Source organism: Staphylococcus sp. NRL 16/872, assembly GCF_022815905.2.
In the GTDB taxonomy this organism is placed as follows: domain Bacteria; phylum Bacillota; class Bacilli; order Staphylococcales; family Staphylococcaceae; genus Staphylococcus.
Genome location: NZ_CP119327.1, coordinates 2,060,416 through 2,085,024 on the forward strand (window position 1 = coordinate 2,060,416; position 24,609 = coordinate 2,085,024).

The window sequence follows — 24,609 nt, forward strand, 5'->3', positions numbered from 1 at the left end:
TCCTTGCTAGATATGTATAAAATTTATAATCATTATTCCAATGATAATGATTATCATTACTATCAATATTATAGATTATTTGACTTAATTTCAATAGCTTTTCTTATTTTTTAGTTCATTAACAGAAAATTTTTCACACTAAAAAAACGATTTCGATATATTAAAATCGAAATCGCTTCATATTATTCTTATTAATTATCAAAAATAAAATCTTCATCTTGCAACGCTTCTACATTTAACGCTAATGTGTAGCCATCACCTTTAACTGAGAAGAAGTCATGATTTTTAGTTGATGTATCTAAAGCATTTTCAATAATTGGGTTGAATTCTTTTTCCTCAAAATAAGGATCAAAGCCAAGATTAGATAAAGCTTTATTCCCATTATATTGAACATAGTTAAGCACATCTTCACTTAAACCGATATCATCATATAACATGTGAGTGTAAGATACTTCATTATTATATAACTCTTCTAACAATTTATACATTTCTTTATCGGCTCTTTGTTTTTCATTCTCAGAAAGTTCATTACGTAAACTTTGAGCATCTAACCCAGTGAAAACACCATGAATAGATTCGTCTAATAAGATTTTTCTAATAATTTCTCCAGAAGTAGTCATTTTACCTTGTCCAGCAAGATATAAAGGATAATAAAAACCAGAGTAGAATAAGAACGTTTCTAAGAACACACTTGAAACTCTTGCGATATATTGATCATAAATAGATGCTTCTTTACCCCATAATTTATGATAATTGTCGATAATTTTGTCAGATTTATATTTTAAATGAGGCTCTTCAATTACCCAAGTATCTAATAAATAATTTGTTTCACTTGATGGAAGTAACGTTGTAAAGATATGCGAATAACTTTTAGCGTGAATTTGTTCCATCATTGCCATAAATGAATATACAGCTTTTTTACGCAAGTCTGTTGTGTGTAACATAATTAATGGCATACCATCATCTGCTTGATGTGTGTCTAAGCCAGTTAATCCTGCTAACGCACGTTTGAATGTATTTTTCTCATCTTCTGTTAATGTCTTCCAACTTGCAATATCCTTTGATACTTTAAATTCAGTTTCCACCCACATTTGTGAGATGTTTTGACGCCAAAACATGTTCGTCATATCTTCTTGAGTATTCCAATTGACGGCCTTCATTTAATAAATCCTCCTCTTTTATATCACATAGCTAAGTTACATTTTTAAGAGGAAAAGGTATAATTTTTCTTAGAAAATGAGATACTTATACCTTCTCCTCTTTATCTATATTATCGGTATCTAGTGATTGATCTGTTGATTAAATCGCACAACTTGTACATTCTTCTACACTTAATAATTTATTACGAGTGTAGTATAGAGATTTAAGACCTTTATGATGTGCGTAAACATATAATCTAGATAATTCACGTGTTGAAATTTCAGAGTTAACATATAAGATTGTTGAAATTCCTTGGTCTACGTGTGTTTGAATCGTCGCAATTAAATCGATTAATTTCATTTGGTCTGTATTAAATGCTGATTTATAATACCACATTGTTTCTGGTGATAAGAATGGCATTGGATAGAACGTTTCAGCATTACCATACGTACGTCGTTCAATTTGGTCTACGATTGGCATTACAGAACTTGTAGCATTTTGAACATATGAAATACTTTGTGTTGGTGCAATAGCAAGTCGATATGCATGATATAAACCATATTGTTGCACTTGTTCTTTTAATGCTTTCCAATCTGAAACAGTAGGAATATCTAACCCTTCAAATAAACGTTTTACTTTATCAAATTTAGGTGTGATGTCTTCTTTAGTATAAAAATCGAAATATTTACCACTTGCATAATCTGATTTATCAAAATCTTGATATACTTCTCCACGTTCTTTAGCTATTTCCATTGAACGCTCTATAGAATAATAATTCATCATCATAAAGAAGACGTTGGCGAAATCTTTTGCTTCTTCAGATTCATAACCAATTTTATTTTTAGCTAAATAACCATGTAAATTCATAACACCTAAGCCAACTGAATGTAATTCACTATTAGCTTTTCTTACGCCTGGCGCATTTTGGATATTTGCTTCATCGCTAACTACTGTTAATGCATCCATACCAGTGTGTACAGAATCTCTAAATTTACCTGTTTCCATTACGTTCACAATATTTAATGAACCTAAGTTACATGAAATATCGCGTTTGATTTCATCTTCAATACCATAATCATTGATCACTGAAGTTTCTTGTAATTGGAAGATTTCCGTACATAAGTTACTCATCTTAATTTGGCCAATATTTGAATTAGCATGCACTTTATTAGCATTGTCTTTAAACATTAAATATGGGTAACCTGATTGTAATTGGGTTTGAGCAATCATATTTAACATTTCACGTGCGTCTTTTTTCTTTTTAACGATATTAGGGTTAGCTACCATTTCGTCGTAATATTTCTCTAAATCTATATCGTCAAGCGTTACACCATATTCTTGTTTTACAGTATGTGGTGCAAACATATAGAAGTCTTTACCTTCTTTAGCAAGATCAAAGAATTTTGATGGCACGATTAATCCGGTTGAAATTGTAGATAAACGTAAATCTTCATCTGCATTTACTTTTTTAGTATCTAAGAATTCTTCAACATCATAATGGAAGATGTTTAAGTAAACTGCACCTGCCCCCGGACGTTGACCTAATTGGTCAGCATAGCTAAAGCCACCTTCTAAAGCTTTAGCGACTGGTAGTACGCCTTTAGCGACACCTTTAATACCTTTAATTGCTTCACCACGCGCACGTAATTTAGATAAGTTAATTGCTACACCACCACCAATTTTACTTAATTGTTTAGCAGTTGAATCGATAAAGTTAATTGAGTTTAAACTGTCATCAACTTCTAATAAGAAACATGAAACTAATTCACCACGACGAGCACGACCTGCATTTAAGAAAGTAGGTGTAGCAGGTTGATAACGCTGTTCGACCATCGCTAAAATGAATTGTTTTGCTTGTTGTTTGTTACCTGCAGCTAAATATAAAGCAACAATAGCAACATGTTGATTATAATCTTCTAAGAATTGAGATTTATCATTTGTTTTAAGCGCATAGTCTTTATAAAATTTGCTTGCTGACATATAACTAGCAAACTCGAAATGAATTGACTTAGCAAATTCAGTAATTTCTACTAAATCTTCTTCGCTATATTGTTCGAAGACATTAAAATAAAAATTATTGTCTACTAAATAATGCAAGCGCTCAATTTCACTATCAAAGTATATTGTTTTATCGTGAATTTCTTCTAAATATACTTTTAATGCTTCTTGATCTTTTCCTAAATCAAAGAAACCATTGTCTTTACGTTTTGTTACTTCATTATTTAGCTCAATATGATTGTACTTTTTCTCGTCCATAATTTTCATTGAAATGCCCCACCTTATCTTTAAATTCAATAACATCTTTATTCGTGCCTTGTACTTCAAATTTCATTATCAGAGGTACATCATACGATTCTGAAATCGTGTGTCCTGCTTTGGCGAAGTTCTGTCCCCAATTACGATTGCCACTGGCTGCAACGGCACGTAAATAGTGATGATTTACTTCTAAAAATGACTGTACTTCTTGAGGTACTTCCCCAAATCCGATTGTTCCAGTAACTAAAATATAAGGCTCTTCAACACTGTCCTTACAATTCTCTTTAGTTATTTCCATTACATCTGTGAGTTCACTACGTTTGATAAATCGTCGTACATTTCCAGAAAAGGAGAAATAAACTACTTTCATTGGAACGCCCTCTTTCGTCAATCTATATAATGAATTAAAAAGAAGTTCTCTTAAATGTATAAGAAAACTTCAGACTGTAGATAACTTCTTTCAGTCTTTCCATTCTATCTCACTAAGTCGATAAGCTCAAAATTTCTTGAATGTATAAAAACTTATCTGAACAACAAAAAATTTATTTTACGAGTTCAACTTTTACTTTAAGTTAATGATTTAATAGTCTATCAGACTTTCACTATTTAACCACTATATGTTGTGTTTAAACTACATCATATTTATAATGATTTTATTTCGCTCGTACGGATTAATAGTAATGATTTGGTAGAAAAAACGAAAAATAAGAGTGATATTTCTATTAAAATGAATAATTCGTATAACACCTATATTCACACCAAACACAACATGTTGTGTCTAATTTTTAAAATCAATACTATATTCTGTGTTTCATTATACCGAATTGAGTACCTAATTAAAAGATATGATTTAGCAATAAAAGTTCGGAAAAACGGTTAAACGTGCATCACACCGAACTTAAATTCAATTAAAAATTTTATTTTCACTTTTTGAGGGGTTTCACTTGCTTTTTTGTCGATAACATTAAACATTGAATAATCAATGTTCTTGAGAACAAATCTTTTATATATACAACAAATTTTGCGCAATACAACACAATTTCTCAATCGCTAAAGTTAAAAACACGAATGAAACATAACAATTTGAAGTAAAATAATACCTAATTTCCATTACTTAGAACATATGTTCGTATTTAATTATATTATGCTCTTTTATTGTTTGCAAGTGTTTATGCAATTCTAAATGAATTATGCTACTATATATACGTTAATTTTTTAATAAATGAGGCGATAAACCTTGAATCCAAAAGTTAAAGGAATTATTGCTATTCTAATTTCTGCGGTTGGTTTTAGTTTCATGTCAGTATTTTTTAGGCTGGCAGGAGACTTACCTGTTTTTCAAAAATCTTTAGCTAGAAATTTCGTAGCAATGTTTATTCCGTTATTTTTTATCTTTAAATATAAACAGCCAATGTTCGGTAAGTTAAGCAGTCAACCTCTCTTGATGTTACGTTCTACTTTAGGACTGATTGGCGTTTTATTAAATATCTTTGCTATTGATCACATGGTGTTAAGTGATGCTGATACTTTAATGAAATTGAACCCCTTTTGGACGATATTACTAAGTTTGATTTTTCTAAATGAAAAGGTTCGTAAGTATCAAATTATCGCAATGATTGTAGCTATCTTTGGTATGTTATTTATTGTAAAACCAGAATTCTCATCTACAATGATTACGTCATTAGCTGGACTGTTTTCAGGTATATTCGCGGCATCTGCGTACACTTGTGTTCGTGCATTAAGCACTAGAGAAGCTCCATATACTATCGTATTTTATTTTTCACTGTTTTCAGTAGTTGTATTAATTCCATTTTCAATTGCAACATTCGAACCTATGACGACTATACAAATGCTTTACCTTTTAGGTGCTGGCCTTTCAGCAGCAGTTGGTCAAATTGGAATAACATTAGCATATAGTTTCGCTCCTGCAAAAGATATTTCAATTTTCACTTATGCTTCTATTATTTTTACAGCATTATTCGGTTTCATTCTTTTCGGAGAAACACCAGACTTTTACGCTGTTATTGGTTATGTCATTATTATCGGTGCTAGCTACTATATGTTTGAAAAAGCCCGTCGTCAAAATGTTTTACCAGAGCAACAAACTAATACTAAGGAGTGAGTCAGTTGACTAAAGGACGTCAAAAAGAAGAATTACAAGACATTACATTATTAGGTAATCAAAACAATAAATATGAATTTGACTATACACCAGAGGTGCTTGAAACATTTGATAACAAGCATCAAGGACGAGATTATTTCGTAAAATTCAATTGTCCAGAATTTACATCATTATGCCCTATCACTGGGCAACCCGATTTTGCTACAATTTACATCTCATATATTCCAAATGTAAAAATGGTTGAATCTAAATCATTAAAATTATATTTATTCAGTTTTAGAAATCACGGAGATTTTCATGAAGATTGTATGAACATTATTATGAATGATTTAATCGAATTAATGGATCCACATTATATTGAAGTATGGGGCAAATTCACACCACGTGGTGGTATTTCAATTGATCCATATACGAATTATGGTCGTCCTAATTCAAAATATGAAAAAATGGCCGAGCATCGTTTGATGAATCACGATATGTATCCTGAAAAAGTAGATAATCGTTAAAACATTGTACCATTTCCACTAAATTGTTCGAAAATTTAGTGGATTTTTTTATTTTTGAAACATTTTTCTTAAATTTACTATTGCCTATTAAAGAATTAAAGCGTATTTTATTAATATCATTTAAAATTTCATAAGAGTAAGACTATTCACGTTGAGAAAACTTATTCTTAATATTTTATTTAGGATCAACTAATTGACTGAAAATTCTAAAAATTTTAACTTTTAAGAAATTCTATCTTTATTATTATGTATTATTAGAGAGATTTCAGTCATTAAGGGAAAGAAAGGATTGGGATATTTATGGCAACAAACACTTCCCATGAACAAGCTGTTCAAACAATACCTCAGAAAGGATTTTTCGGTCACCCTCGAGGTTTAGGCGTACTTTTCTTCGTAGAATTTTGGGAGAGATTTAGTTACTATGGCATGCGTGCTATGCTTATCTTCTACATGTATTTTGCGCTTAAAGATGGTGGATTAGGTATTGATCAAACCACTGCCATGTCTATTATGTCTGTTTATGGCGCACTTATTTATATGTCTTCTATTCCTGGGGCATGGATCGCTGATAGACTTACAGGAACACGTGGTGCCACATTGATTGGTGCTGTATTAATCATCATTGGACACATTTGTTTAAGCTTACCATTCGCAATGTTTGGCTTATTCTCTTCAATGTTCTTTATCATTATTGGTTCAGGTTTAATGAAACCAAATATTTCAAATATCGTTGGTCGTTTATATCCTGAAAATGACACACGTATGGATGCAGGTTTTGTAATCTTCTATATGTCAGTTAACTTAGGTGCGTTAATTTCACCTATCGTACTTCAACATTTTATTGATATCAAAAACTTCCATGCTGGATTCTTAATTGCAGCCATTGGTATGGCACTAGGTTTAGTATGGTACATGCTTTTCAATAGAAAAAATTTAGGCACAGTGGGTATGAAACCAACTAACCCACTCTCAGCAGAAGAAAAAAGAAAATATGGTTTAATCGTTGGTAGCGTTGTAGCAATCATCGTCATCGTATTATTAGTTACATACTTTACTCAAACATTAACATTCGATTTAATTAGTAATACAGTACTTGTACTTGGTATCGCATTACCTATCATCTACTTCACAACAATGATTCGCAGTAAAGACGTTACAGATGTAGAACGTTCTCGTGTTAAAGCGTTCATTCCATTATTTATCTTAGGTATGTTATTCTGGGCAATCCAAGAACAAGGTTCTAACGTATTAAACATTTATGGTTTAGAACGTTCTGATATGCAAATGAATTTATTTGGTTGGACAACTAAATTCGGCGAAGCTTGGTTCCAATCAATTAACCCACTCTTCATCTTATTATTTGCCCCAGTCATTTCAACAATTTGGTTGAAAATGGGTAAAAAACAACCTAGCCTACCAGTTAAATTTGGTATTGGTACATTATTAGCTGGGCTTTCATACATTTTAATAGGAATTATTGGCATGAGTTATGGCAATACACACTTCTCAGTAAACTGGGTCATTTTATCATATGTCGTATGTGTAGTCGGTGAATTATGTTTATCACCTACTGGTAATAGTGCAGCTGTAAAATTAGCACCTAAAGCATTCAACGCCCAAATGATGAGTATTTGGTTATTAACAAATGCTTCAGCGCAAGCACTTAACGGTACATTAGTTAAATTAATTAAACCGTTAGGCCAAACGAATTATTTTATCTTTTTAGGTACGGTAGCTATCGTAATTACAGTTATTATTTTAGCCTTCACCCCTAAGATTTCTAAAGCGATGAAAGGTATTCATTAATTATTTTAAAAATCTAATACACCAAAAGAAAAGAAGAGACCGGGATATAAAGTTCTTGGATAAGTGAAAAAAAGACAATTTCTATTGAAATAATATAGAAATTGTCTTTTTTATAAATTTTTTGATTATTTTCAGCTCGTTGAGCTGCTACTTTTCTTATATTAAGTGCCATTAACACAAAACCAAGATCTCTTTTGACTTTATTGAGTCCTCGGACAGACATCCGAGTGAAACCCAAAATAGCCTTCATAAATCCAAAAACAGGTTCCACATCAATTTTTCTTTGACTGTAGATATTTTTTGTTTCTGGTTCTGAAAGCTTTTTGTTAATTTGGGATTTAAAATATTCCCAGTTATAATTCTTCATTATTTTTTTATTTGTTTTTGAATTGAAGTTCATACATTGATTTTTCAGAGGACATTCTGAACAATCATCACATTCATATAATTTGAAGTCTCGCTTGAAACCATACTTATCATGACGATAGGCCTATCTTTTAAAACCTAGTCGTTTATTATTCGGACAAATGAATTCGTCATTAATTTCGTCATAATCCCAATTTTGAGTATTAAAGATGTCACTTTTATATTTTTTAGTTTTATCTTTTATAAACATTCCATATGTTATGAGTGGCGTTCGATTAAAGTCATCTATAATTGCCATATAATTTGATTCACTACCATAACCTGCATCAGCTACAATATATTCAGGTAAATGACCGTAGGTCTCTTGAATTGAATTTAAAAATGGAATCATCGTTCTAGTATCCGTGTAAAATTACATATAAATACAAAGTATTTTGGCGAGACTCTTGAGGGAACAGGACAAGCTGAAGACTACAGGCTGAAGCTGTCCCCTAAGAAAGCGAGCCAACAATACGGAGTATTGTAAATAAAGAAGCCAGTAAATGAATTTGTTAAAACTCATTTACTGGCTATTTCTCTAGGAATTATGTCTCAGACGCTTCTTTTTTCATTTAATTAAAACTTTATCTATATTTTTCTATTTCTTCGAATAATTGTTTGTAATTTTGTATTGCAGCTCCGTATGTGAGTTCTGGTTTTGTTTTGACATTTTCTAATGGTTCATCAACAATTTTTTTCATATAATTCGCAAATTCTGTTATATTGTTTTCCTCTACTAAATATCCATTTTTTCCATGTTCAATAATTTCACTTGGTCCATATCTCACATCATAAGAAATAACTGGACAATTCATCTCAATACTTTCCATAACTGATAAACCAAATCCTTCGAATTTGCTTGTTAAAAGTGATGCTCTAGACTTTTGAAATTCAATTAAAGGCTCGCTAGTATGATCTTTAATTTTAACCTTATCGCTTAAATTGTACTCCTTAATTAATTGCTCCAATATCTCTTTTTGGTTTTGCTCGTCCTGTCCAAATATATGTAATTCAGTATTGTAGTCTTGATTTAGAAATTGCTTATAGGCTTTAATAATATGATCAATTTGTTTTTCTGGGCTCAGTCTTCCCATGAATAAAAATCGATCTTCTTTATGAATATTTTCCTTTAAAGAATGTTCATTATTTATAAAATGTGGAATAATCGCAAACTTTTTAGAATCAATAGAAGTAACGTTTTGAATATCTTCCTTTTGTTGATGTGTAAGAACGATATATTTTGAAACTTCATCATAATTTTCTAAAGCATATTTATAAGATCCCTTAATATTTTTTCCATTTAAATGAGAACTATGAAAGACTAGAATATTATGTGTTGGCTTAGATTGTTTTAGTAAAGGTGCATCAAGTAATCTCGCATCACAAAATACTATATCTTTCTCTTTAAATCTTTGTTCAAAATAATACTCAAACAATTTTTTCTCACTTGAAAATGTCATAAACGGTCTATTATTTTTATATGTTTGAATATAAATTAATTTGTTTTCGTCATTATTTTCAAATAATTTTTTACAATAGATATTTCCTTCCGTATCAAAATATTCTTCAACTAATCTATGGAAATTAGTGTGTGAATAATAAATTTTCCTATGCAAAATACCATTTTTGTTATATTGCCAACGCTCGATTTTACGCTTACTAATAGGTGACATAAAATCTTCAAATTCTAATATTTTCGTATTTGGATAAAATCGTCTATATAATACATATGTCTTGCCGTCATAATATCTAATAATATTACTTTCTTTTGCTACTTTCGCAGTTAGTCCTTTAATTTCATAAGGTGTTTCATTAATTTTTTCTTTTTTTAAAAATTTTGACTTTACGGTATTTAACACTTTATAACCTGAGAGCCAATCATAAATATTTTCATACTCGGTATTCGCCGTCACTTTGCCTTCTTCTAAAAATTTTTGATAAACTTCTTGATAATTGGCATTATAATTGGTTGTAAGTATTTTACTAGTAATATTTAATTCTTCATCTAAAAATTTAATACGACTTAATAAAGATTTGGTCCTACCTCCGTGATCTGATTTTAATATTGAGGTGATTGTATAAATCATATATATGCTCCTTTAATTAAATAACAATTATTATTAAAAATACGATATTTATATGTAACTTATTATATAATCAACCCGAATTTAGCAAAATGCAAACTATTATATTTTCAAAATATAATTAATAGACCTAAAATGGGGTATAAATGTATAATTGAACTTAAAATATGAAAGTAGGCATTGATATGACTCAAAAATTTAATCATGGTGTGCTATTCTACCATGAACATAGTGGCCTAAAAGATATTTATGAAGGATTAGGAGAAGTAACTAAATCTCTAACTAAAATATGTAAACACTTATCCATTCAATTAAGTGAAAATGAAGGCGATATAATTAAATATTGCGAGAAAATTAAAACTCAATCTTATAGTAGTGATGTTGATATAGCCTTTATATTAGGTGGTGATGGCACTGTTAATGAATTAGTTAATGGCGTGATGTCTAACAATCTTCATATTCCAATTGGTGTCATTCCTGGAGGTACATTTAATGATTTTACTAAAACGTTAAATCTAGATGGTGATCATGAAAAAGCGAGTGAACAATTAGTTGATGCTCATCTTGAAACATATGATGTCATGAAAGTGAATGGCACTTATGTATTGAACTTTGTCGGATTAGGCTTAATCGTGCAAAATGCCGAAAATGTTCAAGAAGGTCGTAAAGATATCTTTGGTAAATTAAGCTATATTGGTTCAACGGTTAAAACATTAATGGACCCTGAACACTTTGACTTTAAGTTAACAGTAGATGGAGAAGAACATACTGGCAATACTTCTATGCTTGTTATTGCCAATGGACCTAATATTGGAGGTGGACGTATTCCACTTACTGACCTTTCTCCTCAAGACGGGAAAGTAAATAGCTTCATTTTCGATAAACAAAGCTTTAGTATCCTAAATGATGTCTTTAAGAAAAGAGATAGTATGAATTGGAATGAAATTACGCAAGGTATCGACCATCTCCCTGGCTCTCGTATCACTTTATCAACGGAGCCTGCGATGAAAGTCGATATCGATGGAGAAATTAACTTAAAAACACCTATTGAAATTGAAGTATTGCCTCAAGCACTTCAAATTCTTACTTTCTCTGAAGAAGAAAATAAATAAATGATTTAAAAAATGAAAAAGCGATTAAGGTACGCCAATGATTTACATTGTCAACTTACCTTAATCGCTATTTTTTATTCTTCTCCTAGGAAAAATGCTTCAACATCTTTCCAACCATTTACACGTTTAAAACGGTCTTCATTAACATTATGAGAAGCAGTAAAGATAATTGGTTCACCTTCGAATATTTGTAGTTGTCGAGGGTTATCATCTATTAAATAATCTGTCTTCACTACATTCTTACGGCCACAGAATACAAACTGTTGTGGATCTAAGAATGGAAAGAATTCAAGTAACCACTCATATTTATCATGAAATGAAGTTGGTACATCCATTGCCGCAGTTGCAATATAAACATCGTACTTCTTCGTCAATTTCTCAACGACTTCTTGCGCATGTGGCATCACTTGTAAATTTCTAAAGAAACTTGGTGCACGTAGAATATCACGTACTAAACCATCATGTTCAGGAATAACATGTTTTAATTTTTGTCCATTTAACGATTCCACAGTAATGCCTAACTCTGTTTTAACATTAACCGCTTCAATAATCGCGCCTAATGTATCAGCCAATACCTCATCCATATCAATTGCTATAGATTTCCTAGACATGTAATCTCTCCCTTATTCATTACCTATATACCGTTAAAGTATAGCAAAAAACTTAAGGACAGAACAGAATTCACAATAATGACACTCAATACACACTTCTCACTACAAAAAATTATCGGAAGCTATTAATACTCAAAATGTTTCAATACTTCAATCATTTTATCGTTTTGTTCAGGGAAACCTATCGTAATACGTACCCCAGTCGGGAACGGGCGCGTAATACATCCAACCTGTAACAATGCTTCATACAAGGCTTGAGGTTTATCCGTAACGACAAAAATAAAGTTAGTTTGACTTGGTAAGAAATGTTCACTTTGTGGTATCTCATAGAATTTTTGGCGTTCTACCGCGTTTTTAGCTGTCACTTCTTTCAAATACGCTTGATCCTCTAATGCCGCAATAGCCGCATATTCTGAAAGTCGCGTCACATTAAATGGTGGACGGATGATGTTCCACTTTTCAATAGCTTCATTAGTCGCCACTACATATCCTACACGTAATCCCGCTAAGCCATAAGCTTTTGAAAATGTTCTTAATAAAAACGCATTATCAAAACGCTCTTGTAACTTTAATGTGTCAGGATAATCTTCCGCCGTCACAAATTCAAAATAAGCCTCATCAATAAGCACAGGTACATGACTAGGCACACGTTCTAAGAAATGTTCCAATTCATCATGATTAAAGTAAGTTCCTGTTGGATTATTTGGATTACATATCCATACTAACGCGGTATCATCATTGATTTCTTTTAGAATACCTTCTAAGTCAAAGCCCCCATTCTTTAACGGGACTTGAACTACTTCAGCCGATTCGACAATTGCATTGTGATAATATTGACCGAAGGTTGCTTCACTCGTCACAATTTTATCGCCTGGTGTTAGGACTGCACGTGAAATCATTAATATTACTTCATCTAAACCTGCGCCAAATAGAATTCTTGAAGCATCTACATTTAAATGCTTACTAATCGCTTGACGCAATGTAGGAGATCCTGATTCAGGATAATAGTATAATTCATCTAAATGACTTTCGATTGCTTTTTTAACTTTAGGTGATGGCCCATACAAGTTCTCATTAGAGGCTAACTTATAAAGTTCACCCTCAATACCATGTTTTTCTTTAAGTGCTTGCGATGACAAGCCCGGTTGATATGCTGATAGTTGATTCAATTGTTGTTTCATGTACAACCACTCCTTTGTCTTAAATATAAACATTTATTTAAATTATACACTATTTAATTCAGACTGTAGACAAGGGTTTTCTGACCGTCTATATGGTTCAATTCATCTTATAACAAAACTCATTTTTCTTTTTTGAAAATGGAAGCCCAACACATAATCATCCTTTTCAAAAATAAAAAATGATAAAACTACATTATTTCACGTCACCCATGGCTTTCTTAACTATTGGTGAAATTACAATCAAAATAACGCCAATCATTAACGTGAATAATCCTGAATATAAGAAAAATTCTTTCTCGCTAATCATCTTAAATAACACAACGATTTGACTGTTAATACTTTGTGCAGTCGCATTACTTAACATCCATAACGCCATCATTTGAGCAGAAAATTTCGCAGGTGCTAATTTCGAAGTTACAGATAAACCTACCGGTGAAATACAAAGCTCTCCAATAGAAATTAAGAAGAAACTTAACACTAGCCAAATTGGATGTATTAAATGCACATCACTGCTTAGTGGAATAATCATTACTAAATATGAGATACCTGCAAAGATAGCGCCAGCTGCGAATTTATATACTGTACTTGGATTACGTTTCCCTAGCTTAGTCCATATATTCGCAAATACGGGTGCTAAAAAGATAATAAAAATTGGGTTAATAGATTGGAACCAAGCTGCAGGTATATGGAAATCAATTAAACCATGTGTTATCTTGCCTAAACTTAATTCTGTTTTTTGGTCAGCAAAGTTAGCTAAAATCGTTGACCCTTGCTCTTGAATCATCCAAAAAGCGACAGATGTAATAAATAATGGTATGTAACTATATATTCTTGAACGTTCTTCCTTACGTGTTTTATTACTAGACAACATATAAATAAAAATACCAATTGGTAATAAAACACCGATTAACGTAACGATAATACTGAAACTTGATAAACTTAACTGTCCTACTAATTGCAAGATAAGTAACACTATAGCGAATGCTACGACTGAAATTGCAGTAATAATAGATAATCTTTTAATTTCTTCTTTACGCAATGGGTTAGGTACACTCACCCCAGCAAGACCTAAATTCTTTTTATTAGTAATTAGATAGATAACTAGGCCTAAAAACATTCCAATTGCGGCTATTGCAAAGCCAAAGTGGAAACCAAATCGTGTTTGTAAATAACCTGTCGCAAATGGTGATAAAAAGCTACCTAAGTTAATTCCCATATAGAATATAGTGAAAGCTGCGTCTAGACGTTTATCATTATGATCATACAACTCTCCCACTGTTGTAGAAATGTTTGGTTTTAATAATCCCGTACCGATAATTAGCAGTAATAAAGCAATCATTACGACTGTTAAATTACCCGGTATTGTTAATAAAATATGTCCGAACATAATCAAGATGCCGCCGTAGAACAGCGCATGTCTTGTGCCGATAATTCTATCTGCTATCCAACCCCCTATTGTTCCTGACATATAAATCAATGCGCCGTAAAGAGACACAATTTGTAAAGCTGTACCTTGTGGTAAGCCAAAGCCACCTTTACTAACAGAATAGTACAAATAGAAAGCTAAAATGGCTTTCATGCCATAATAACTAAAGCGCTCCCAAAACTCTGTAAAAAATAGCGTACTAAGTCCTTTTGGATGCCCAAAAAATCCTTTTTGAGGCACACTTTCAACAATTTCTTGTCTTGAATAATTCTTTGTATTCAATTTTCCCACCCCTTGTAAATACATTTATATATGTTTGTATTTAAACACTAGTGTAAAGAAGATAGAGCAAGATTACAATCTAACTTATAATTTTATGACTATAAAAAAGGAATGAAACAGTGAAATCAGTCGTTAAAAACAGATTTTTGTTTCATTCCTCAATTAACTATTACTTAACTAATCCTTCTTTTTGTAAGTATTGCTTCGCTACTTTATAAGGGTCTTCATTTTTCACAGTTACCTTATAATTCATTTCTTGCATTTCTTCATCTGAAATTTTACCTGCTAATTTATTGAGCGGCTTTTTAATTTCTGGATGATCTTTCAAGAATTTTTCTTTAAATAATGGTGCGCCTTGATATGGAGGGAAGACGTGTTTATCATCTTTTAACACCACCATATTATATTGTTTTAACTCAGCATCTGTTGAGTACGCATCAATTAAGTTAATATCGCCTTTTTCAACGGCTGTGTAACGCAGTTTAGGCTCCATCTTTTTAATATTAGATAAGTTTAAATCATATGCTTTTGCCACGGCTTTATAGCCATCAGGACGGTCATTAAATTCCATCGTAAAGCCTGGTTTCAGTTGTCCTTCAACTTTCTGTAAATCACCGATTGTTTTAATATTATGTTTCTCAGCGAAATCTTTCTTCAATGCTAAAGCATACGTGTTGTTATATTTCATTGGCTTCAACATTGTCATATCATATTTTTTCTCAAGACTTTGTTTCGCTTGATTATACACTGCATTTTCCTTTTTAGATTTAAGATCTTCTTTCGTTAATTCACCTAATACAGTTCCTGTAAATTCTAAATAACCATCAATATCATCTGATTTCAACGCATTGAATAAGAATGACGTTTTACCCATGCCATCTTTCACATCGACAGTATCGTCAGTTTCATCTTCAATCAGTATCTTGTACATATTTGTAATAATAGACGGTTCAGAACCTAATTTACCCGCTAACGTAATGTTATCGCCCTTTTTCCCGAAAAGTGGTACAACAATAACTAGCAAGAGTATTAAGACGATAATGCCAATAGTAATAAGCAATTTCTTATATGATAATTTCTCCATAAAACGAAGAATTAAATCAAAAATAATCGCAAGTAAGGCTGCAGGAATCGCACCGATTAAAATAAGTGACGCGTTATTGCGGTCAATACCTAATAAAATTAAATCCCCTAATCCACCGGCACCAATGAGCGCAGCAAGTGTCGCAGTCCCAATGATTAATACCATAGCTGTACGAATTCCGGCCATAATCACTGGCATAGCGATTGGTAATTCTACTTTAGTTAAGCGACGCACCGGCTTCATACCAATCCCTTTAGCTGCTTCCACAAGTGAGGGGTCTACTTCTTGAATACCAGTATATGTATTTCTTAAAATAGGTAATAATGCATAAACAACTAATGCAATAATAGCGGGCACTCTACCAATACCAAAGATAGGTATCATTAATCCTAATAACGCCAATGAGGGAATGGTTTGTAACACCGCAGCGATATTCATGACAATTTCTGATAAGCGCTTCGTCTTTGTTAAAGCTATTCCAAGTGGCACAGCAATAAGGATAGCTATAAATAGCGCAATAAATGAAATTTGAATATGTTCAATGATCGTTCTAAGTAATTCACCTTTACGGTCACTTAACGTCGCGAATAATTCATTCATGCTTTAGCCTCCTTATCATTTTCAGATAAATATTTAAAGATATCTTCACGTTTTAATAATGACTGAGTGGAGGTATCAGCATCTTCAACGATGACTGCTTCATGTTGGGCTAGTGATGAATAAATATCACGTAATTTCACGTCACTATTAACCATTGGAAAGTCATGTTGCACGCCTGTTCCTGTTAAAGGTGTAGTTATGTTTAAATCTTTTAGTGTCAATTCACCTTTATCTTGACGTAAGTGATGACCCATAAATTCTTCAACAAATTTGTTTTTAGGATGTGATTGAAAACCTTCTGGTGTATCAATTTGTTCAACATGTCCGTTATTTAATAAGCAAATACGATCGCCTAATTTCATCGCTTCTTCGATATCATGTGTGACAAAGACAATCGTTTTCTTAATTTGTGTTTGTAATTTAATTAAGTCATCTTGTAATTTCTCGCGACTAATAGGATCTAACGCACTAAATGGTTCATCCATTAAAATAACAGGTGGATCTGCTGCTAAAGCGCGTACTACACCCACCCTTTGACGCTGACCACCTGAAAGTTCATCGGGTTTGCGATCGCGATATTTTTCAGGTTCTAATCCTACCATGTTTAATAATTCATCAACACGCTGATTAATATCATTTTCTTTCCATTTTTTCATTTGTGGTACTTGAGCGATATTTTCTTTTATTGTCATATGTGGGAATAAGGCAATTTGTTGTAACACATAACCTATATCCCAACGCATTTCATACACAGGATAATCACTAATAGGTTTATCTTTAAAATAAATATAACCTTCACTTAATGGAATAAGTCGATTAATCATTTTTAATGTTGTCGTTTTACCACATCCTGAAGGCCCAATCAATACAAAAAATTCACCTTCATTTATTTTAAAACTCACATTATCTACAGCAACATTTCCCCCATAACGCTTGGTTACGTCTTTAAATTCAATCATTTCGTCACCTTCATTTATACTGCCTAGACAGACTTTTTGCATTACTTATTCCCTATTAAAACATGTTTAATACTAAATTCATATATAATTGATTTTTTTAATTTTGAAAATAACTCTACATAAAAAAGGTTTGGCACCTTAACAATGCTCAAACCTTAATTCATATTTATATACTTGTTTTATAAGATTGAATCGTTTCCAAGAACTTAGGACAATAATGTTTGAGTTTATAACTACCTACGCCATCAATTGCAATCATTTCCTGTTTTGATTCTGGCTTACGTTTCGCAAATTCTTCTAACGTATAATCTGAAAAGATACTTACAGGTGCAATATCTAATTTTTCGCTTAATTGACGTCGTACTTCAACTAATTCTCCGTATAACGCTCGGTCTACACCTTCAACCGTATTGATATATACTTTTTCTTTCGATTTTTGCTTAAACGGCGTTGTATAAACTTTTTCATCATTATTAAGCAATTGTTTGACACTTTCATCACACGTTAAAATCTCATCGTATTCATTTAAGAATCCTTTAAAACGTAGTTCATCAATTAAGTGACTTAATTCAGATGTTTTATAATCTTTCATTAAACCATGTGTTGTTAATTTATCGTAGTCATTATATTTGATATAGTCCGTAATTTCTCCACGCAATACTTGGATAATGACGCTATAACTTTCTTGTTGGCGCATACGCGCGACACAGCTAATAATCATTTTAGCTTCTTGCGTCATATCATACGTTTTATTTTGTTGAATGCAACTACTACATTGTCCGCATTCTTCTAATTTCTCATTGGGTTCAAAATAGTGAACAATGGTAGCTTCTAAGCATTTTTTTGTTTTAGTATATTGAATCATTTTAGTGAGTTTTTCGCCCATTTTATCTTTATAATCATCATCGGCTTGAGAGACGGTAATAAAATATTCATGTAGCCCTTTATCACGTTCACTAAATAGTAAAATGCATTCGCTTTCTAAACCATCTCGCCCTGCACGTCCCGCTTCTTGATAATAAGATTCAAGGTCGCCAGGCATATTATAATGAATGACATATCTGACATTAGATTTATCAATACCCATACCAAATGCATTAGTAGCAATGACCACTTTCACGCGATCATATACAAAGTCATTCTGTGCTTCTTCTCGCTCTTTATTCGTTAGACCTGCATGATAAATCGCTGAAGTTACTTTTACAGAATCTAGCGCTTCTTGCAATTCTTCTACTTGCTTACGCGTTGAACAATAAATAATACCCGCTTGGTCTTTGCGTTTTTGTACATAATCAATCACAAATTTCTGACGTTGATAGGTTGGATTCACTTTGAAAATGAGATTACGACGTTTCGTGCTTGTCTTCACTTCGTCATATTTACTAATATTAAGTTTCTTCATAATATCCTGTTGTACTTCTGCAGTAGCTGTCGCTGTTAAAGCGACGATTGTGAAGTTTTGAGGAAGGGTAAACACTTTCTGGATTACACTTTGATAACTAGGACGAAAATCATGTCCCCACTTAGAAATACAGTGTGCTTCGTCAAAAGCAATTAAATGAATATTAATTTTACTTAATAAGTTTAAGAAATAACCATTATCGAAACGTTCAGGTGCAACATATAAAAATTGAATGTCACCTGTCATTAATTCATTTTCAATCTCTTTTTGTTGTTTTTTACTTAAACTACTATTTAAATAAGCTGCTTTAATCCCCATCGCCTTTAATTGGTCCACTTGGTCTTTCATCAAAGAAATTAATGGGCTGATAACAATAGTAGTTCCCCCAAGCATTAGACCAGGCACTTGATAACAAATAGATTTACCCCCACCTGTAGGCAGGACACCTAATACATTACGGTGATCCATTATTTTAGTAATGATTTCTTTTTGTCCTGGTCTAAAGGTTTCGTATCCAAAATAATGCGATAACGTTGCTTCCATACAAATTTTCCCCTTATTGCTCTTTTATTTCTTCAAGTTCACTCCATCTCATGATGTCCGTATCATACATTACTTCTAATTGTTCTTTTTCTTCATTCAATTCTTTAATTTTAGCGTAATCAGCGCTCGCTTCTATCATTTCTTCGTCGATTTGTTCTAAGCGATTTTCTGTCTTTTCAATACGTTCCATCAGCATTTCATATTCACGTTTTTCTTTATATGATAAGCCTGTTTTCTTTCTTACATTCGTTTTAGGCTTCGGCTGTTGCTCTTGTTTCTCAAGAGCTTGAAGTTTATCTTGTTCCTTTTTATACGCTTCGTAATCCTCAAAGTTCCCAATAATTCTTTCCATTTTCCCGTCATGAATATACCAATATTCTTGAGCGACTTTATTAAGGAAGTATCGATCGTGACTTACTGTAATCACTGAACCACCAAACGTACTAATGTAGTCTTCGAGAATAGTTAATGTTTCAGTATCTAAATCATTCGTAGGTTCATCAAGTAATAACACGTTAGGTTGATGTACTAGTAATCTTAGTAAATATAAACGCTTTTGTTCTCCACCTGATAACTTATAAATCTTTTTACCATGTGTTGAACTAGGAAATAGAAATCGTTCTAACAATTGCGTTACAGAAATAGAAGTGCCATCTTTTTCCTTAGCAACTTCACTTTCTTCTCTTAAGTAATCAATCATGCGTATATCTCTATCCAATGTTTCTTCTGTTTGTTTAAAATAAGCGACTTTAACTGTTTGACCTATTTTCAACGTTCCTGTATAGTCAGTGTCATCTCCACTTAAAATATTCAACAACGTCGTTTTACCTGCTCCGTTAGGTCCTACAATTCCAATTCGTTGCCCACTTTGAATGATTTCAGAAATATCTTCGAATAACGTTTTATCGTTAATTCGCTTAGTTAAATGTTCAAATTCGTAAACTTGTTTACCTAATCTCGAATAAGCAAGATTTAATTGCCCTTTATCTTGCGTATGATGCGCTTGTACTTCTGACTCTAAATCATTGAAACGATTGATACGGGCTTGTTGTTTGGTTGTTCTTGCTTTAGCCCCTGCTCTCATCCATGCTAACTCTTGTTTGTACAATGATTTTTGTTTTTCTTGTTGTTTTTGTTCAATAAGTTCATTTTCTGCTCTCATTGCGATGTAATCTTCGTAATTACCAGGATATGATTTTAGCTTACCTCTATCCAATTCAACAATTCTTGAAGCAATTTCATTTAAAAAGTAGCGATCATGCGTTACAAATAAAACCGTATGTGGATATTGCTTCACGTAATTGATCAACCAATTAATAGATTCAAAATCGAGATGGTTTGTCGGTTCATCTAATAATAATAAATCGGGTTGTTCAATAAGTGTTTTAGCTAAAACAACGCGTTTTTGTTGTCCACCAGAAAGTTCTCTTACCTTTTTAGAAGTATCATTAATTCCCAATTTAGAAAGAATTGTCTTAATTTCAGCATTATAATCCCATGCGTTATGACGGTCCATTGCTTCTTGAGCTTCCATCATTTTTTGAAAATGACGATCATCTTGTTGTTGCGTATATGTATTTACAGCTTCTTCATACACTTTAATAATACGTAATGTGGTTGTATCTGAGCTTAATACAGCTTGAAAAACCGTTAAATCTCCATCTAAATCGTGCTTTTGTGAAGAATAACGAATACGATATTGATTTGGATGTGTAATATCGGCAGTATAATCTTCATCTAAGCCACCGATGACTTTGAGTAATGTGCTTTTTCCCGTGCCATTAATCCCTACTAATCCTATTCGTTCATGTTCAGAAATAGATAGATTTAAATCATCAAATATCACTTTATCTGCATATGACTTATTTAAATGCTCTATTTTATACGCTTCCATGCTTCTACTTCCTTTTGTATCGAAATATCGAAATTTCAAAATAATTTTGATAAGCTTAATTCAGTTCTATATATTATACACCTTTTTAAGTGTAAATGATACAAGGAGACAAGAGATATGATAGACTTTTTTGAAAGTTTGCCACCTTATTTACAAGCATTAATTGCTGGTATTATTACCTGGTTATTAACGGCTTTAGGGGCAGCTGCGGTGTTTATATTTAAAACGGTAAACAATAAAATTTTAACCTCTATGCAAGGATTTGCAGCTGGTATTATGATTGCTGCAAGTTTTTGGTCTCTCTTACAACCTTCTATAGATTATGGTAAAGACGCTTCATTACCTGCTTGGCTTCCAGCCGCTGTTGGTTTTCTTTTAGGTGGGATATTTATACGTGGTTTAGATTATGTGATACCTCATATTCATAAGAAGGTTGGAGACAATAGTGAGTATAGAGAAGGCGTTAAAACCTCTCTAAGCAAAAATGCTTTATTAGTTTTAGCGATTACATTACATAATATTCCCGAAGGTTTATCTATCGGGGTTGCATTTGGAGGTATAGCTACAGGTAATGGCGAAGCAACCTTTTTCGGTGCTTTAGGTTTAGCAATTGGTATAGGGATTCAAAATATACCAGAAGGTGCAGCTTTATCAATGCCTATTAGAGCAGCTGGCGCTTCTCGTTTGAAAGCCTTTAATTATGGCCAAGCTTCCGCTATTGTCGAACCTATCTTCGCAACAATAGGCGCAGCAACCATTATATTTATCACCCCCGTACTACCTTATGCATTGGCGTTTGCTGCAGGTGCCATGATATTTGTAGTCGTTGAAGAACTTATACCTGACTCTCAATCTGGTAATAATACCGATTTAGCTACGTTAAGTTTAATGGTCGGATTTACAATTATGATGATATTAGATGTCGCATTAGGTTAATTGTTAATAAATGAATATATTAAAAAAGCAGATTGAACGTTGACTCGTTCAATCTGCTTTTTTGCATTATTTCTGGTTCCCTTTCGGTCCAGTTTTATATTCATATTTAGATGGCTCTATTTTTTTGAAATCAGGATTTTTATAGAATCTGAATAAGTCACCGTTTAATACGTTGTCACTCATTTCTAAATCTTTTTCAACCTGTTTCTTATTTTTCTCTAAATCTTTAGGTGGTGTCGTTAACAGTTCGTTATCTTTATTAGAGTAAACCTTGCCATTAACATATTTATAATCTTTAGTAATAAAGTCACCATTACGGAATGGAATAACCTCATTATGATCTTTAGATAACATATCTGTACCAAACATTAAGTAGTTCTTACTATCAATACCTACTAAATGTAAGATAGTTGGCATAACATCCATTTGGCCAGCGTATGTTTTATCTACAGCACCAGATTTACCAGGAATTTTCAACCAGAAGCCAGTACGATTCAAGTCAGTAAATTTAGCTGGCGTGATTTTCTCACCTAATAATTTTTCCATTGCATTATTATGGTTCTCAGAAATACCATAGTGGTCCCCGTAAATCATTATTACTGAGTCATCGTATAGACCTTTTTTCTTAAGATCTGTAACGTATTCTTCTAAAGCTTGATCAAGATAATGTGCAGTTTGAATATAACCGTCAACAGTTGAATCACCAGTATTTGGTTTATCAATATCTGCATCTTGAGGGTCTAACGTAAACGGATAATGGTTAGTTAACGTAATTAAGTGTGAATAAAACGGTTCTTTCATTTTAGCTTGGTAATCAGCTGATGCTTTAAAGAATGGCTTATCTTTTAAACCTAAGTTAACGATATTTTCATCTGACATATCGTAATACGTTGCATCATAGAATTTATCGATACCAAAGTGTTTATAAATTTGGTCACGGTTCCAGAATGTTTTATAGTCACCATGCATTACATTAGATGTATAACCTTGTTTTTGATCTAATATCGCTGGTAGAGATTCATACGTATTATCGCCTTTTAATGAAAAAGCAGAACCCTGTGGTAAACCGTACAGACTATTATCCATTGTAAACTCAGCATCTGATGTTTTACCTTGTCCAGTTTGGTGGAAGAAGTTTGGATAGTATCTAAAGTCCTCATTACCTGTTGATAATTTATTTAAGAATGGTGTAACTTCTTTACCATTTACTTTTTTATTGATTAAGAAAGTTTGGAAACTTTCTAAATGAATTTTAATAATATTTTTCTTTTTAGCCGCGCCGAAATACTCTGGGTTTGGCTCTGTATTTTTTTGTTTCGTATAATTTAATACTTTAGTTAAATCATCTTCAGAAGCTAACGCTTTTTGCTGGTTATTCTGAATTGTTTTAACCCCATCGTACACAGTGAAGTTGTATGGCCCTAAATATTTAACCAGATATTTGTGGTCAAACGTACGTGTTAATAATTCAGGACGGTCTGTTTCAGCAAATGCAAGGTTTAAGAAAAATAATGCTACAGAAGCAGCCATTACAACTGGTACAAACTTTTTACTAAATACGCGTTTATCTAACCAACTACCTTTAAAGATAAGGATAAAGAGATAAGCAATAGTGTCTAAGAAATAGACAAAGTCATACCATTTGAACGAAGCCCCTACTGCTCCTCCCATTGATTCAACATTACTTGCTTGATTGAGCGTACTAAATGTTAAAAAGTCTGAGAAGAATCTAAAATAAACTACGTTTGCATAAAGTAAAAATGTTAATAAAAAGCCGCCGATAAAGATGAACCAATAGGCCTTTTTGCCTTTAAAGAATAAGAACACACTTAAAATAAGCGCAATTAGACTATATGGATTCATCAGTAGTATTAAGTTTTGTACTAGTCCTTTAACACCCAAAGAAAAATCAACATAGTATGAAAAATACGTCTTTAAAGTCACTGTAAAAACAGTTAGTAAGAAAAACGCAAAAAGACTTATTTTCTTTTTGTGTAAACTCATGAATGTTTCCTCCGTTTGTAGTTATTCAACTTTGAAGAAATGTTAAAGACTATTTAAAGACTTAAACACTCACTCAAATATGTTCGCAATGCAAGTACTCATAATTCGTTTCGCTTTTGAATTCATTTTAAATTTTTTATTGGAAGAATACGCGCAATATTTGTTCTTTAAGCTAAAATGATTAAACAGCTAAACCATTAAGCGTAACTAAACTTTCTTAATTCCCAAACAATATTTGGCACTATTCTATTAATTG

17 protein-coding genes and 1 pseudogene are annotated in these 24,609 nt (G+C 32.3%); 5 read left to right on the top strand and 13 right to left on the bottom strand.

Annotated elements, in window-relative coordinates; translation table 11 throughout:
- Positions 1-191: 191 nt before the first annotated feature.
- The 3 genes from nrdF to nrdI form a co-directional block, all read right to left on the bottom strand.
- Positions 192-1,160 (bottom strand): class 1b ribonucleoside-diphosphate reductase subunit beta, encoded by a 969-nt coding sequence (gene nrdF / locus MT340_RS10300; RefSeq protein WP_243589870.1) that lies wholly within the window; start codon positions 1,158-1,160, stop codon positions 192-194.
- A gap of 139 nt (positions 1,161-1,299) precedes the next feature.
- On the bottom strand, positions 1,300-3,405 hold the full coding sequence (gene nrdE / locus MT340_RS10305) for a class 1b ribonucleoside-diphosphate reductase subunit alpha (protein WP_243589871.1): 2,106 nt from the start codon (positions 3,403-3,405) through the stop codon (positions 1,300-1,302).
- The gene (gene nrdI, locus MT340_RS10310) at positions 3,368-3,766 is read right to left on the bottom strand and encodes a class Ib ribonucleoside-diphosphate reductase assembly flavoprotein NrdI (RefSeq protein WP_243589872.1); all 399 of its coding nucleotides are present in this window, start codon (positions 3,764-3,766) and stop codon (positions 3,368-3,370) included. The genes nrdE and nrdI overlap by 38 nt, the downstream gene beginning before the upstream one ends.
- An 867-nt stretch (positions 3,767-4,633) precedes the next feature.
- Between nrdI and MT340_RS10315 the strand changes: the two genes are divergently transcribed.
- The 3 genes from MT340_RS10315 (at position 4,634) to MT340_RS10325 (ending at position 7,830) form a co-directional block, all read left to right on the top strand.
- Positions 4,634-5,518, top strand: a complete 885-nt coding sequence (locus tag MT340_RS10315) for a DMT family transporter (protein WP_243589873.1) — start codon at positions 4,634-4,636, stop codon at positions 5,516-5,518.
- Between the two features lie 5 nt (positions 5,519-5,523).
- A complete protein-coding gene (queF, locus tag MT340_RS10320; protein ID WP_243589874.1) occupies positions 5,524-6,024 on the top strand; it encodes a preQ(1) synthase in 501 nt (166 codons plus the stop codon).
- A 300-nt stretch (positions 6,025-6,324) separates the two neighbouring features.
- Entirely contained in the window at positions 6,325-7,830 is a 1,506-nt protein-coding gene (locus MT340_RS10325; protein ID WP_243589875.1) for an S-Cys-Gly-3M3SH uptake peptide MFS transporter, read from the top strand.
- On the opposite strand, the pseudogene MT340_RS10330 reads toward MT340_RS10325, so the two are convergent.
- Both MT340_RS10330 and MT340_RS10335 read right to left on the bottom strand, forming a co-directional pair.
- Positions 7,831-8,602: pseudogene (locus tag MT340_RS10330) on the bottom strand (transposase); the annotation flags it as partial.
- A gap of 217 nt (positions 8,603-8,819) precedes the next feature.
- Positions 8,820-10,322, bottom strand: coding sequence for a glycosyltransferase (locus MT340_RS10335; RefSeq protein ID WP_243603842.1), 1,503 nt, complete (start codon positions 10,320-10,322; stop codon positions 8,820-8,822).
- 182 nt (positions 10,323-10,504) lie between these two features.
- Between MT340_RS10335 and MT340_RS10340 the strand changes: the two genes are divergently transcribed.
- Positions 10,505-11,431 carry a diacylglycerol/lipid kinase family protein gene (locus tag MT340_RS10340; protein ID WP_243589876.1) on the top strand — a complete coding sequence of 309 codons (927 nt, stop codon included), beginning with the start codon at positions 10,505-10,507 and terminating at the stop codon, positions 11,429-11,431.
- Between the two features lie 74 nt (positions 11,432-11,505).
- Here MT340_RS10340 and MT340_RS10345 read toward each other — a convergent pair whose 3' ends face one another.
- The 7 genes from MT340_RS10345 to MT340_RS10375 form a co-directional block, all read right to left on the bottom strand.
- Positions 11,506-12,042, bottom strand: coding sequence for a 5' nucleotidase, NT5C type (locus MT340_RS10345; RefSeq protein WP_243589877.1), 537 nt, complete (start codon positions 12,040-12,042; stop codon positions 11,506-11,508).
- Positions 12,043-12,167: 125 nt separating this feature from the next.
- Positions 12,168-13,223 (bottom strand): histidinol-phosphate transaminase, encoded by a 1,056-nt coding sequence (gene hisC, locus MT340_RS10350; RefSeq protein WP_243603843.1) that lies wholly within the window; start codon positions 13,221-13,223, stop codon positions 12,168-12,170.
- A 193-nt stretch (positions 13,224-13,416) separates the two neighbouring features.
- The gene (locus MT340_RS10355; RefSeq protein ID WP_243589878.1) at positions 13,417-14,931 is read right to left on the bottom strand and encodes a peptide MFS transporter; all 1,515 of its coding nucleotides are present in this window, start codon (positions 14,929-14,931) and stop codon (positions 13,417-13,419) included.
- 169 nt (positions 14,932-15,100) lie between these two features.
- Positions 15,101-16,615, bottom strand: coding sequence for an ABC transporter permease/substrate-binding protein (locus tag MT340_RS10360; RefSeq protein ID WP_243589879.1), 1,515 nt, complete (start codon positions 16,613-16,615; stop codon positions 15,101-15,103).
- Complete coding sequence (locus MT340_RS10365) at positions 16,612-17,574, bottom strand: ABC transporter ATP-binding protein (RefSeq protein ID WP_243603943.1); 963 nt, start codon at positions 17,572-17,574, stop codon at positions 16,612-16,614. The genes MT340_RS10360 and MT340_RS10365 overlap by 4 nt, the downstream gene beginning before the upstream one ends.
- 166 nt (positions 17,575-17,740) lie before the next feature.
- Positions 17,741-19,519, bottom strand: a complete 1,779-nt coding sequence (gene recQ, locus MT340_RS10370) for a DNA helicase RecQ (protein WP_243603844.1) — start codon at positions 19,517-19,519, stop codon at positions 17,741-17,743.
- Between the two features lie 13 nt (positions 19,520-19,532).
- Positions 19,533-21,413, bottom strand: coding sequence for an ABC-F family ATP-binding cassette domain-containing protein (locus tag MT340_RS10375; RefSeq protein ID WP_243589881.1), 1,881 nt, complete (start codon positions 21,411-21,413; stop codon positions 19,533-19,535).
- A gap of 117 nt (positions 21,414-21,530) precedes the next feature.
- Here MT340_RS10375 and MT340_RS10380 point away from each other — a divergent pair, with 117 nt between their 5' ends.
- Positions 21,531-22,349 carry a ZIP family metal transporter gene (locus tag MT340_RS10380; RefSeq protein ID WP_243603845.1) on the top strand — a complete coding sequence of 273 codons (819 nt, stop codon included), beginning with the start codon at positions 21,531-21,533 and terminating at the stop codon, positions 22,347-22,349.
- A gap of 66 nt (positions 22,350-22,415) precedes the next feature.
- On the opposite strand, the gene ltaS is transcribed toward MT340_RS10380, so the two are convergent.
- Entirely contained in the window at positions 22,416-24,353 is a 1,938-nt protein-coding gene (gene ltaS, locus MT340_RS10385) for a polyglycerol-phosphate lipoteichoic acid synthase LtaS (protein ID WP_243589882.1), read from the bottom strand.
- Between the last annotated feature and the right edge of the window lie 256 nt (positions 24,354-24,609).